The organism is Corynebacterium sp. HMSC08D02, assembly GCF_001807505.1.
GTDB lineage: Bacteria > Actinomycetota > Actinomycetes > Mycobacteriales > Mycobacteriaceae > Corynebacterium > Corynebacterium pseudogenitalium.
This window is the reverse complement of sequence record NZ_KV789245.1, coordinates 41,663-54,574: the sequence shown is the minus strand read 5'-3', so window position 1 is coordinate 54,574 and position 12,912 is coordinate 41,663. Positions and strand designations below refer to the sequence as shown.

13 protein-coding genes are annotated in these 12,912 nt (G+C 62.3%); 7 read left to right on the top strand and 6 right to left on the bottom strand.

Going from position 1 to position 12,912, the window contains the following annotated elements:
• The first annotated feature begins 99 nt into the window (after window positions 1–99).
• The 4 genes from HMPREF3170_RS05855 (at window position 100) to HMPREF3170_RS05840 (ending at window position 3,601) form a co-directional block, all read left to right on the top strand.
• Window positions 100–708 (top strand): single-stranded DNA-binding protein, encoded by a 609-nt coding sequence (locus HMPREF3170_RS05855; RefSeq protein WP_070478429.1) that lies wholly within the window; start codon window positions 100–102, stop codon window positions 706–708.
• Window positions 709–814: 106 nt separating this feature from the next.
• Window positions 815–2,485, top strand: a complete 1,671-nt coding sequence (ettA, locus tag HMPREF3170_RS05850; RefSeq protein WP_070478427.1) for an energy-dependent translational throttle protein EttA — start codon at window positions 815–817, stop codon at window positions 2,483–2,485.
• Window positions 2,486–2,509: 24 nt separating this feature from the next.
• A complete protein-coding gene (locus tag HMPREF3170_RS05845) occupies window positions 2,510–2,962 on the top strand; it encodes an acyl-CoA thioesterase (protein WP_070362015.1) in 453 nt (150 codons plus the stop codon).
• On the top strand, window positions 2,963–3,601 hold the full coding sequence (locus HMPREF3170_RS05840; RefSeq protein ID WP_070362016.1) for a DUF8185 domain-containing protein: 639 nt from the start codon (window positions 2,963–2,965) through the stop codon (window positions 3,599–3,601). It begins immediately after the preceding gene.
• On the opposite strand, the gene HMPREF3170_RS05835 is transcribed toward HMPREF3170_RS05840, so the two are convergent.
• A complete protein-coding gene (locus HMPREF3170_RS05835) occupies window positions 3,590–4,012 on the bottom strand; it encodes a globin (protein ID WP_070478425.1) in 423 nt (140 codons plus the stop codon). The two genes, HMPREF3170_RS05840 and HMPREF3170_RS05835, sit on opposite strands and share 12 nt — an antisense overlap.
• The gene (locus tag HMPREF3170_RS05830) at window positions 3,996–5,024 is read right to left on the bottom strand and encodes a mechanosensitive ion channel family protein (protein ID WP_070478424.1); all 1,029 of its coding nucleotides are present in this window, start codon (window positions 5,022–5,024) and stop codon (window positions 3,996–3,998) included. Before HMPREF3170_RS05830 ends, HMPREF3170_RS05835 begins: the two co-directional genes overlap by 17 nt.
• A 336-nt stretch (window positions 5,025–5,360) precedes the next feature.
• Between HMPREF3170_RS05830 and HMPREF3170_RS05825 the strand changes: the two genes are divergently transcribed.
• Window positions 5,361–6,074, top strand: a complete 714-nt coding sequence (locus HMPREF3170_RS05825; RefSeq protein WP_070478422.1) for a GntR family transcriptional regulator — start codon at window positions 5,361–5,363, stop codon at window positions 6,072–6,074.
• A gap of 3 nt (window positions 6,075–6,077) precedes the next feature.
• On the opposite strand, the gene pepN is transcribed toward HMPREF3170_RS05825, so the two are convergent.
• Window positions 6,078–8,486: an aminopeptidase N gene (pepN, locus tag HMPREF3170_RS05820; RefSeq protein ID WP_070478484.1), complete on the bottom strand. Its 2,409-nt coding sequence runs from the start codon at window positions 8,484–8,486 to the stop codon at window positions 6,078–6,080.
• 82 nt (window positions 8,487–8,568) lie between these two features.
• Here pepN and HMPREF3170_RS05815 point away from each other — a divergent pair, with 82 nt between their 5' ends.
• Complete coding sequence (locus HMPREF3170_RS05815; protein WP_070362020.1) at window positions 8,569–9,186, top strand: mycothiol-dependent nitroreductase Rv2466c family protein; 618 nt, start codon at window positions 8,569–8,571, stop codon at window positions 9,184–9,186.
• Window positions 9,187–9,207: 21 nt separating this feature from the next.
• A complete protein-coding gene (locus HMPREF3170_RS05810) occupies window positions 9,208–9,672 on the top strand; it encodes a ribose-5-phosphate isomerase (protein WP_070362021.1) in 465 nt (154 codons plus the stop codon).
• Here the strand turns inward: HMPREF3170_RS05810 and HMPREF3170_RS05805 are convergent.
• The 3 genes from HMPREF3170_RS05805 to HMPREF3170_RS05795 are packed head-to-tail and all read right to left on the bottom strand — an operon-like array spanning window position 9,669 to window position 12,911.
• Window positions 9,669–10,502, bottom strand: a complete 834-nt coding sequence (locus HMPREF3170_RS05805) for an aldo/keto reductase (RefSeq protein WP_070362022.1) — start codon at window positions 10,500–10,502, stop codon at window positions 9,669–9,671. The two genes, HMPREF3170_RS05810 and HMPREF3170_RS05805, sit on opposite strands and share 4 nt — an antisense overlap.
• 10 nt (window positions 10,503–10,512) lie before the next feature.
• Window positions 10,513–11,931: a cytochrome b/b6 domain-containing protein gene (locus HMPREF3170_RS05800; RefSeq protein ID WP_083290889.1), complete on the bottom strand. Its 1,419-nt coding sequence runs from the start codon at window positions 11,929–11,931 to the stop codon at window positions 10,513–10,515.
• Window positions 11,931–12,911 carry an electron transfer flavoprotein subunit alpha/FixB family protein gene (locus HMPREF3170_RS05795; protein WP_070478421.1) on the bottom strand — a complete coding sequence of 327 codons (981 nt, stop codon included), beginning with the start codon at window positions 12,909–12,911 and terminating at the stop codon, window positions 11,931–11,933. The genes HMPREF3170_RS05800 and HMPREF3170_RS05795 overlap by 1 nt, the downstream gene beginning before the upstream one ends.
• Between the last annotated feature and the right edge of the window lies 1 nt (window position 12,912).

Genomic DNA, 12,912 nt, shown 5'->3' with positions numbered 1-12,912 from the left:
TCAATCCACAGGCTGCAAGGCCGCATCCTTTCTTTTCTGTTTCTGCACTGGAAAGCTCCGAGTTGTACCAGTTCAGCAAACAATTGAAAGGACACAACAATGAGCCAGATGAACGTCACCGTATGCGGAAACTTGACGGCAGCACCGTACTTTAAGTGGTTCCCGGCGTCGGGAAACTCGGTGTGCAAGATGCGCATCGCGTCCTCCCGCAGGCGGCGCACGGGCGAGCAGGACAACCAAGGCCGCGACATTTGGGAGGACACGGACCAGCTCTACATCGACGTCGAGTGTTGGAACCAGCTCGCCATCAACGCGCGCACCTCACTGTTCCGTGGCGCGCCGGTGATGGTCTCCGGCCGGTTGGTCACGGAGACCTGGGTAGAAACTAACGACGCGGGCGAGAAACTCAACCGGTACCGCACCGTGCTGAAAGCCGACAAGGTCGCGTTCGAGCTCGGCATGCACCAGATCTCCTCCTGGAAGATCACCGAGAACGGCCACACACTCGAGGGTCAGCCCGCGGTGAAGATCAAGACGGCGGTCGACTTCATGACGGAAGAGGAGCGCGAGTTCTACTTCGAGCAAATGAAGATGCAGGCGTCGGACTCGGCGGCGGCTACGGAACCACAACCGCAGTCGCCTGAACTCGAGCCGGTAGCTGTGGGTGCTGGCAGCGGCGAAAGTGACGACGGCCCCGCGCCGTTCTGACGCCCGCGGTTGCGCTCCCGCTCGGCGCCGGGGAAGCGCACGTTCACCTTTCGCTGATGTACCCTGTGAAACGATGTATGTCCGCTTCAGTTAAAGGGGTTTTTACGTGGCTGAGTTCATCTACACGATGAAAAACGTTCGCAGGGCCATCGGTGACAAGGTCATTTTGGACAATGTCACCATGGCCTTTTATCCCGGCGCCAAGATTGGTGTCGTTGGGCCAAACGGCGCAGGTAAGTCCTCGCTACTCAAGATCATGGCGGGGATTGACCAGCCAAACAACGGCGAAGCATTCCTGGATCCCGGCGCAACGGTCGGCATCCTCCTGCAGGAGCCACCGCTGAACGAGGAAAAGACCGTTCGCGAGAACGTCGAAGAGGGCCTCGGCGACATCTTCGATAAGAAGCAGCGCTTCGAAGAAATCGCTGAAGAGATGGCGACGAACTACACCGACGAGCTCATGGAAGAAATGGGCAAGCTCCAGGAGGAGCTCGACGCCGCTGACGCCTGGGAGGTCGATTCCAAGATTGAGCAGGCGATGGAAGCACTGCGCTGCCCGCCATCCGATAGCCCGGTGACCAAGCTTTCCGGTGGTGAGCGCCGCCGCGTCGCGCTGGCGAAGCTGCTGCTGTCCGAACCGGACCTGCTACTGCTCGACGAGCCAACGAACCACCTGGACGCCGAGTCCGTCCTGTGGCTGGAGAAGCACCTGCAGAACTACCCGGGCGCCGTCCTGGCAATTACCCACGACCGCTACTTCCTGGACAACGTTGCCGAGTGGATCTGTGAGGTCGACCGCGGCAAGCTCTACCCATACGAGGGCAACTACTCCACCTACCTGGAGAAGAAGGCCGAGCGCCTCGAGGTTGCTGGCAAGAAGGACCAGAAACTGCAGAAGCGTCTGAAGAACGAGCTCGAGTGGGTACGATCCTCGCCGAAGGCGCGCCAGGCGAAGAACAAAGCGCGTCTGGAACGCTACGAGGAAATGGCTGCCGAGGCAGAGCAGTACAAGAAGCTGGACTTCGAAGAAATCCAGATCCCGACGCCTCCACGCCTGGGCAACAAGGTCGTCGAGGTCGAGCACCTGGACAAGGGCTTCGACGGCCGCGTCCTGATCAAGGACCTGTCCTTCACGCTGCCGCGCAACGGCATCGTGGGCGTGATCGGCCCGAACGGTGTGGGTAAGTCCACCCTGTTCAAGACCATCGTTGGGCTGGAAGAGCCAGACGCAGGCACCGTCGTGGTCGGTGAGACCGTGAAGCTGTCCTACGTCGACCAGAACCGCGAAAACATCGACCCGGAAAAGACGGTGTGGGAAGTAGTCTCGGACGGCCTCGACTACATCGTGGTCGGCCAGAACGAAATGCCGTCGCGGGCCTACCTCTCGGCGTTCGGTTTCAAGGGCGCTGACCAGCAGAAGCCGTCCAAGGTGCTCTCCGGTGGTGAGCGTAACCGCCTGAACCTGGCGCTGACGCTGAAGCAGGGCGGCAACCTGATCCTGCTCGACGAGCCGACCAACGACTTGGACGTCGAAACCCTTGGCTCGCTTGAGAATGCGCTGCAAAAGTTCCCAGGTTGCGCTGTTGTGATTTCGCACGACCGCTGGTTCCTGGACCGCACCTGTACCCACATCCTCGCCTGGGAAGGCAACGTTGAGGAAGGCAAGTGGTACTGGTTCGAGGGCAACTTCGGCGACTACGAGAAGAACAAGGTTGAGCGCCTCGGTGAGGAAGCGGCGAAGCCGTCGCGCGTCACCCACCGCAAGCTCAGCCGCTAACAGCGGAAAAGGTAGGAATTGGCTATGTCGGAACAGAATATGCGCGGCAGGATTCACACGCACTCCATCTCGCTGAGGTGGAACGATTTTGACCGGTACGGCCATGTGACAAACTCGGCTTACATCGAGATCGCTCAGCAGGCACGACTCGCGTTTGCCCAGGAGTTCTTCGAGTCTCAGGGGTACGAGTTTGTGGTGTTCGTTCGGCGCATCGAAGCGGACTACGTTCGCCCGGTGCTGCCGAACACGCAGGCAGTGACCGTTGATACGCAGGTGATCCACCTCGGCAACACGTCGTTTACGACGCGTCAGGAGATCAAGGACGCACAAGGCAGCGTCTGTTGCGTGATTGATTGCGTGCAGGTCACCGTGGATAAGCGGACGGCGACCCCGCGAGCAATCACCTCGCAGGAGCTCGGCATCCTTGCCCGCGCCTACACAACGCTCGACGGAGACGACGAGCTGGGGCAGGCATAGGTGGCTACCACCGAAACGCTGACTGTTGAGCAGGGGGAGCGCGGACTGCGCGCCTTGCTGCAGCGCGCCCTCGCACTCCAGGATGACGCCTACGCGCGGTTCCAACGAGTCGGGGAACACGATGTCGACGTCTTCGTCACCACCCCGTTCGACTGCGTCGTCTCGCGCCGGGTCCGGGGTACCGTCTCCCGCGACGGCGCGGTGGTGCCTGCGCGCCGGGTTCTCGAGGCACTCGATACGGCGCCGGGAACACTTGGCGCGGCGCAGGATCAGAACTGGCCCGGGGCACTGCCACCGGCGGAGGGATTTACGCTGCGCGAAGAGGTGCCGATTTCTACAGCGCGCCAGCTTGCCGACGAAGGCCGCAACCTCACGCGTCAGTTCGCGGGCCCGCTCGGCCCGCCGGTTTCACTTCTCGACGCCGTGGTCATCACCGTCGACGCGGACGACCGCGGCCCGAAACTTGAAATACCCATGCGTGCGGTGTTTACCTGCACCTCGCTTGGGCTCATTCCGGGGTTCGAAGCCCCGGTCGAAGTGCCTCGCTACCTGCGGGTTTCGAGCGCAGGCAGGTGGGTGCGTATCGACGCCCCCTTCGGCACCGTCTACCACAGCAAGTCGCTGAGCCTATTCGTATGACCGCGGGCCCTGGTTGATCATCATGTACGCGACTCGCTGCATGTGATTCCACATGGCGGCGCGGTAGGGCTGGGGCAGGGTGGCGTCGTCAAACTCGGCCATTGCCTTGCCCATCAGCTCGAGCCAGCGGTCCGCCTCAGCCTCCCCGATTGCAAACGGGAAGTGGCGGCGGCGCAGCATTGGGTTGCCACGGCGCTCCTGGTAGGTGCGTGGCCCGCCCCAGTATTGGGTGAGGAACCAACGCAAGCGGGATTCGGCGCCTTCCCAGTCCTCGTCGGGGTACATGGGGCCGATGAGGTCATCTTCTTTGACCTGGGCGTAGAAGCGGTGCACGAGCGTGTGGAAGAACTCCTCGCCGCCGACGGCTTCGTAGAGCGTTTGCTGTGCCTCGTTGCTATTGCTGATCTGCATCGTTGTTCTCGCCTCCAGGGGTGCGGTCCAGGTGTCGGATGTAGGTCGGCTCCGTGCCAGGCAGCGGCACGCCGTGCGTGTGAAGCGCCTCGAGGATGACCGCGGTCATGAAACGGGAGACGCCCCACTGCTCGCCAGGCAGCGTATTGACCATCACGCGCAGGGTTGCGCACTCCGGGTCGAACTTGGAAATGCCCAGCATGGTGGCCTCACCGACGAGTTTGTCCTTGATCTCGGGGCGCGTCACTGCGTCCTGCATTGCGGCCTCGACGACGCTGGCTGCCTGCTCCGGATCAGCCTGGATGGAAACAGGGATCTCGAGGCGGGCAACGGAGAAGACGTCGCTCTGGTTGCCAAGCAGATCGATGTTACCGTTTCGGACGTACCAGAGGGTGCCGTCAATATCGCGGACGGTGGTGATGCGCATCGTGACGTGCTCTACAGTGCCCTCAATGTCGTTGACCGCGATGACGTCACCGACACCGTACTGGTTTTCCAGCAACATGAAGATGCCGCTGAGGAAGTCTTTCACAAGGGACTGCGCGCCGAAGCCGAGGGCGACGCCGACGACGCCCGCAGAGGCCACGAGCGGGGCGACGTTGACCCCGAGTTGGTCGAGCACCGCGAGGACCGCCCACACCCAAATCACAATTGCTGCCGCGGAGCGTCCTACGTTCGCCAGCGTGAGGATGCGCTGCTGGCGGCGCTGCTCCCGCGAGCGCGAATGCGCAGTGTCGGGTTTCACGGCGCCAGCGCGGCGGCGGAAGGGGAGAGCCGCGCTGGAGGAGTTGATGGCGTTGTTCGCGGCCTTCGTAATGATTCTGCGCACCACGATGTGCAACACAAGGGCAATGGCCAGGATGACCAGGATCCACAGGGGGCGGGTCACAAAGATGTCTCGCGTGGCGGGGTCATTCCACCACGAGGTGACGGAGTCGACGGCTTCGTCGACATCTGGAACGCTCACGGATTTGGCTAAGACTGATGGAGAAAACTGCGTAAGAGAAAACATTGTGCTCTAGTTTACGCGCTACGTCTCGAGCAGCCGTCGAGCACCCGGGTTACCGCAAATGGGGGTATTGGCCGTGGCTTGGGCGATGTTGTAATTGGCGTTGGAGATTCCTGAATTTGGCACGTCGATAGGGTTCAACTGAAAGTATGACTTTGCAATTTATGGACGTGTCAAGTGTCGCGCACTTTGTTCAAATTTATTGTTAGGTACTTTTATGGTCCAATGAACTATATTAGAAACAACTGAGATTTTGGTGTTGTACCTTTTGGCGTCACACCTGGAGTTATGGGCGGGCGGCAGTGAACCTAAACGTAGCCGCAAAAATAGGAGGAATTTATGGCGAAAAAGCCAGCGTATGTAGCGATTGCTGATGCTCTGCGGAGCCAGATCGAATCGCGCGAGCTCGAACCCGGCGACAAGCTACCGCCAGAACGCGAACTTGTAGACATGTACGGGGTGGCACGCATGACCGTGCGCCATGCACTGGACCTATTGCAGCTCGAAGGAATTATTGAGCGTAAGCGTGGCCGCACCGGTGGCACATTCGTTCGCGCGCTGCCTCCGATCATCGACTTGACGGGCAAGGTATCGCTGACGGAGCAGCTTATCGCGCATGGTCTGGACGTCTCTTCCGAACTGATTTCGGAGACCGCTGCGCCCGCACCGCAGATCGTCGTCTCTGCATTCGGCGTAGACTCCCGCGATAAGTTGCTCACCAGCGAGCTCGTTCACTTTGCCAACGGTAACCCGGTGTTCGCTGAAACCACGTACGTTCGCCCCGGTTATGAGTCCAAGTACAGCCGTAGCTCCGACGACTACGCATGTGGCCAGCGTACCGACCTGGGTGGCGTGACTCCTCACCTGCGCCGCGAGGACATCCTGTTCCCGGCCAACCCGACCGATAAGGAGCGCGAGAGCCTCTCCTTGGCGGCGAACACCCCGGTGCACCGCATCACGCGCAAGCTCTTTGAGGGTGACACGCTGGTCATGTTCGCCTCTATCGTGGCTCGCACGGATGCGGCGCAGATCCGCATCGTCGAGGAGCTCTAGCCTCTAGCGCAGCGTTTTCGCTGCGCCTTCCGCGCCTGCGTCACCAACACGGTTGCGCAGCGCGCGCTCCACGCGGGCCTTACCCTCCGAAACGATGCGGCGCAGGCCCGCCGGAATGTCCTCCCGCGCAAGGAGCGCCTCGGCGCGCTCGACTGTAGCAATCGAAATATCCCACAGCGGGAACAGGCCCTCGAGCGTGTTCTGAGCCATCTCGTTGGTCAGTTTGTCCCACAGCTCTGGCGCGATCTCGAAGTAGCGCTCGGCCAAGCCGTCCATGCCTTCGGAGGTGAAGGTGAGGCCGTCGATAAGGAAGCGCACCTCAAGGTTTGTGCGTGTACCGCTGACGATCTCATCCCACGCCCACTGTTTGTTCGTGACGGCGTCGATGCGCAGGCGCGACAGCGCACCCTCGGAGGACGGATCCTCCTCGTTCTTGGCGGTCTTGGCCAGCATGGCGCCGCCTGCGACAAGGTTCGTGAGCACGAGCCAGCGAATCTCCTGGTTATCCAGCGACTGTAGGAGTTCGTGGAAGTACGTCGTGTTCTGCTTCGAAGGCTGCAGGCGGGCGAGCGCGCGCTGGTAGATACCTGCAGGCTCCTGGCCGCGGAATGCCTCGCTGAGCATGTAGAAGCCGGTGCGCTGCCAGGACCATGCCACGTACTGCTTGACCGCCAGCGTCGCCTGCGCGAGGAGGCGCTCCTGCACACTCGGCTGGTCTTCGAGGCGGCTGAAGTTTGCCACGGCCATCACGAACTTGCGAGCCGGAAGCAGCGTGTCGCGGACGGCCTCCCACAGGGATGACCAGCACAGGGTGCGCGCAAGCGGGTCCTCGATCTGCCCGATGTGCTCCAGAACGAACTCAGTGTGTTCCGGCGTGAGGCGCATCTTGCAGTACGTGAGGTCCTCGTCGTTGACCAGCGCGAGGTCGTGGTCGATGCCGGCGAGCTCGGGAACCTCAGTGCGAGCCCCCTCGATGTCCACCTTCACGTGGTGGGTGCGCACGACCTTGTCGCCGTCCAACTTGTACAAGCCGATTCCGACACGGTGGGTGCGCATGACGTCGGATTCCTGCACGACTGCGAAGGAATCCTCAGTGATTTCGGGGCGAAGGGTGGACACACCAGTGGTGCGCAGCCACTGCTGGGACCACTCGCTCAAATCGCGGCCCGACGACTTCTCCAACGCGCCCAGCAGGTCGTCGAAGGTAGCGTTGCTGAACTTATGGTTGTTGAAGTGATCGCGCACGCCCGCGAAGAACTCGTCGCGGCCAACGTATGCCTGCAGCTGCTTCAGCACGGACGCGCCCTTGGCGTAGGTGATCCCGTCGAAGTTCTGCTCGGCGGTCTCGATGTCCGGGGCGTCAGCGGCGATTGGGTGGGTCGTCGGTAGCTGATCTTGCTGGTAGGCCCATGCCTTCTCGACGGCCGCGAACGTCGTCCACGCATTCGGGTACTCGCCGATCTCGGTCTGGGCAATGGCTGCGGACCAGGTTGCGAAGGACTCGTTGAGCCACAAGTCGTCCCACCACTGCATCGTGACGAGGTCGCCGAACCACATGTGCGCCATCTCGTGCAGGATCGTGTCGTTGCGGCGCTCGAGGCGATACGGGGTTGGCTCGGAAGTAAAGACGTACTCATCGCGGAACGTCACCGCGCCGGCGTTCTCCATTGCGCCCATGTTGTACTCGGGGCAGAAAATCTGGTCGTACTTGCCGAACGGGTACGCAATCGCAAAATTCTTGTGGTAGTACGCGAAGCCGTCTTTCGTCTGGCGGAACAAGCGTTCCGCGTCGAGGTGCTCCATGAGTGAGGCGCGGGCAAAGATGCGAAGCGGGATACGCTTCAGATCGTCGACGTACTCGTCTTCGACGAACTCGTACTCGCCGGCGCAGATTGCCACCAGGTACGTCGACAGTGGGTAATCAATGGTGCAGGACCACACGTTGCCCTCATGGGTCGCCTCCTCGTTGAGTACGACCGTGTAGGCCTCTGGCGCGTCGACGGCAATCTTATACGTGGCCTTGATGTCCGGCTGGTCGAAGCAAGCAAACACCTTCATCGCCATCGCGGGTTCGAACTGGGTGTAGAGGTAATCTTTGTTGTCCACCGGGTCGACGAACTTGTGCAGGCCTTCTCCGGTGTGGTTGTAGGTAATGGTGGCGTCGACAACTAAGGTGTGCTCGCCCTCGGTGAGCGTGAGGGTGCGGCCGTCGACGGGGCGGCCGTCGAGCGTTGCGGAGAACTCGTCGGCGACCAGGTCGAAGAAGGTCTCGCCTGCGCCCGAGCGGAACGTGACCGTGGTGGTCGACGTGAACTGCTCTGCTCCGTTGACATCGAGCGCAATATCGTAATGGACATCTGAGATAAGTTGTGCGCGAAATTGTGCGTCGCTGCGCTTGAGGTTTGTCTTCATGTCCTCCAACATACTCGCCGTACCTGTGTGTTTTTCGCTATGGTGGCTGCATAATTTCCGGAACAAATGGAGGAATGATTCTGTGACTGCACCAGTTACCTTTTGGTTCGACGTAAGCTGCCCATTTTGCTGGCTCACTTCGCGCTGGATGAAGGAAGTAGAAAAGGTCCGCGACATCACGGTCGAGTGGGTGCCGATGTCACTGTCCATTCTTAACGACGGCCGTGACATCCCCGCCGACTACGCCAAGATGATGGAGGCTAACTGGGGTCCCGCGCGCGTGTTCGCAGCGGTGAAGCGCGACCACCCAGAGAAGATCGACGCGCTCTACACCGCGATGGGCACCGCCATTCACGCCGGGGAGCAGGGCGGCAAAAAGGGCTACGGCGCCTACGACGAGATCATCGCGGCAGCACTCGAAGAGGTAGGTCTCGACGCCAGCTACGCCGACCTTGCCAACACGAACGAGATGGACGAGCTGCTTGGCACCTACCACCAGGGTGCGATGGACGCCGTCGGTGACGAGGTGGGCACCCCGGTGGTCAAGCTAGGAGACACCGCATTCTTTGGGCCGGTCATCACCCGCGTCCCAACGGGTGAGGAGGCAGGCAAGCTTTTCGACGCCTCCCTGGCACTGAGCGAATACCCCTACTTCTTCGAACTGAAGCGTTCCCGCACGGAACCGCCGCAGGTGAGCTAGCAGGAAGGTAGGGTAGAGCGCATGCGAATTTACCTTGGGGCAGATCATGCCGGTTTCGAACGAAAGAATCAGATTAAGGCCCACCTGGAAAAGCAGGGCCATGAAGTCATCGACTGTGGTGCGCACGAGTATGACGCCCTCGACGACTACCCAGCGTTCTGCATCGCCGCAGCTGAGCGGACGGTAGCGGACGAAGGCTCCCTCGGCATCGTGCTGGGCGGCTCTGGCAATGGTGAGCAGATCGCCGCGAACAAGGTGAAGGGCGCTCGCTGCGCCTTGGCGTGGTCTGAGGAGACCGCGCGCCTGGCACGCGAGCACAACAACGCGCAGCTCATCGGTATCGGTGGGCGCATGCACACCGAGGAAGAAGCGCTGAAGATCGTCGACGCGTTCATTGGTCAGGAGTGGAGCAACGAGGAGCGCCACCAGCGCCGCATCGACATCCTGTCCAAGTACGAGGAGACGGGCGAAGCCCCGGCTATCTAGCCCAGTTCTTCGTAGTCCGCGGGGTGCGGGCCGTGGCGCCCAAACTCCTCCTCGTCGAGCGCGACGATGGCGGACATTTCTTCGGGGCTGAGCGTGAAGTCGAAAATGTCCATGTTTTCACGCATGCGCTCCGCGGACGTGGTTTTGGGGAACACGATCACGTCGTTTTGTAGATGCCAGCGCAGCACCACCTGCGCTGGCGTTTTGCCGTGTGCCTCGGCGGCGTCAGTAATTTCGGGGAAGTCCGTGAGGTCGTAGGCGCCGCCACCGAGCGGAGCCCAGCCCTCGATTGCGATATTGTGCACACGCATCGCGTCGAGCTCTTTCCAGTTCTGGAACAGCGGGTGCAGCTCAACCTGGTTGACCACGGGGGTGACGTCGGTGTGCATCTCAATCTGCTCAATGTGCTCTGGCAGGAAGTTTGAGACGCCGATGGAGGTCGTGAGTTTAGCCTCGCGGAGTCCAATGAGGGATTTCCACGCATCCACGTATGCGCCCTGTCCGGGCAGAGGCCAGTGAATGAGGTAAAGATCCACGTGGTCAAGCCCGAGTTTCTCCAGTGACTCCTCGAGCGCCGCCGGGGCATCGTGGTGGCGGTTGTTCCACAGCTTCGTGGTGATGTACAGCTCCTCGCGCGGGATCCCCGACTTCGCGATTGCCTTGCCGACGCCCTCTTCGTTCCCATAAATGTGGGCGGTGTCGAAGTGTCTGTAACCTGCCTCCAGCGCTTCGCTGACCAACCGCTCGGCCTCCTGCGGATCTACGCGGTGGAGGCCGTAGCCGAGCTGGGGGATTGATGTGCCGTCGTGAAGCGCAAACATGGGTACCATGCGCTTTACTTTAGCGGCTTGTCACCTTGCCAGTCGCTTGCGCCACCGGGGCTACCAGTGCGGGGCGAGCCAGCCTGCACACCACCGCGATCACGGCTGCCGCAACGAGGAACACGATGACGCCAGTCCAGCTCGTACCGTACACGTCTGGGTCGACGTCGCCGGAGGCAGCGAACATCGCGTTCATGTTCCTGCGCAGACCCGTGGTGAGCACCAGGAAGACGTGTACCACGGTGAACAGGACGAAGAACAGCATGGTGGGGAAGTGAATAGCGCGTGCAGCCTTCAGCGAGAAGAAGGACCAGGACTTCGGCCACCACTCGCTCATGCGAGCGCCGGAGAGGATCGCCAGCGGGGCAGCGATGAACACCACCGCAAAGTACGACAGCTCCTGCAGCGCGTTGTAGTGCACCCACGGGTTCTCCGTCGGCCAGTCCAGGCTGAGGTACTGGATCCCCGCGGAGACCGCTTGCGGGATGACCTCCCAGCTCGTGGGCACGATTCGCATCCACTGGCCAGTGGCGAACAGGACGATGTAGAACGCCACGCCGAGCGCCACCCACAGCACGTCAATAGTGAGGTGCAGCCACAGGGTAAGAGAAATCTTCTTCTTGGGGTTTGTGCGCGGCGCCCAATACGCCTCGGGTTTGCGCTCGTGGCGCACGGTCATACCAGTCTTGATGATGAGCGCCATGAACAGCATGTTGAAGAAGTGCGACCACCCCAACCATGCGGGCAGCCCAACAGGTGCGCCTTCCGGCAGGGGCTGCTGGCCGGTGTAGCGCTCGATGAAGCTGCTGCCCGTCGGGGTGCTGACGAACCAGCGCGCCACCAGGACCGCGACTACGACCGCAGCGAGCAGCGCGACGCCACCGTACGCCCACCAGCGACGCGATGGAGTTTGAGTCGGCGCAGGCACGGGCTGTGCCGCCGGCTCCGGCCGCTCGGGCTGTGCCGGCTCCGGCGTGGACTCGACTGCCGGTACCTGTTCCGGTGCCTGTTCTGCAGTCTGCGCCGCTGCGCCGTAAAGCGGAGGAACCGCCACAGCGGGGTCCTCTGGGATGTCGACACTGGCGACAGGCGGGAACGGGCCAGCCCCGGTAGTACGCGGAAGGCCCTGACGCACGGCGACCGTGGTGAGCGGGCCAGCTGGTTGCTCTGCAGCCGCTGGGAGCACCTGCTGCACGGCAGGGTCCGTAGCGACTGTGACCGAGTCGGTAGGAGGCCATGGCTGGCCGCTCGGGATACGAGGCAGGCCGCGACGGAGGGACGTCGATAGGCCTTCGGGTTGTGCTGGGGCCGGAGCCGCTTGAGCGCCGACCAGATCACCGGTTACGGCCGGGTCGGGTTCGAGCGCGACCTCATCAACTGGTGGCCACGGCTGGCCGCTCGCTACGCGGGGCAGGCCACGACGAAGGTGCACCTGCATTACTCGGACGCCTCCGTGCCGCGGCGAGCTGCGATCTGCTCGATGAGTTCCGGCACCACGTCGAAGAGATCGCCAATGATGCCGAAGTCCGCGATATCGAACAGCGGAGCGTCCTCATCGTTGTTGATCGCGATGATGGTGTCCGCTGTCTGCATGCCCACGAGGTGCTGCACAGCGCCGGAAATGCCGATGCCGATGTAGAGCTTCGGGCTGACCACGATGCCGGTCTGCCCAATCTGGGCGTCGTGGCTGATTTGGTCCTCGTCCGCAGCGGAGCGGGTCGCGCCGACTGCGGCGCCGAGCTCGTCGGCAAGCCCGCCCACGAGCTGCTCGAACATGTCCGCGTCACCCAAAGCAACGCCTCCTGCAACCACGCGATCTGCGGTGAGCAGCTCCGGGCGCGTCGAGGTGCGCACCACCGGGGTCACCGAAGTCACCGTCGCGGCGCGCATCCCGGAGGCGGTGACATCCAACTCGTGGACCTCGGGCGTCGTCGCATCCGCGCGGCGATCGATCGCGCCGATGCGCACCGTAATAATTGGCGCCGAGTGGGTCGCTGCAGCGGTTGCGGTGTAGGCGCCGCCGTAGTTCTCGTGGTCCGTCACAATGCCCTGGTCGTCTCGGCGGACATCAATCGCGTCGGTGAGCAGGGCCTTGCCCTTGCGCACGGCCAGGCGCGACGCGACGTCGCGGCCGCGGACGGAGTGGGCGAGGATCACGGCTGCCGGGTCGATGGCGTTGAACGCGGCCTCGGCGGCGTCGACAAGTGGGACTGCCTGCTGCTGCGCGTCAACGTTAGTGGTCAGCACCACGGCTGCGCCGAGCTCGCCGAGCGCTTCGGCGTGTGCTGGGTTGGTGGTCAGCACCACCGGGGTACCCAGAGGCGCGGCTGCGCCGATGAGTTCGGCGGCGGTGGAGTCGAGCTGGTCGTCGTGCGTCGCATCGAGCACGACCAAAACTGTGCGGGGAGAGGTTGCCATG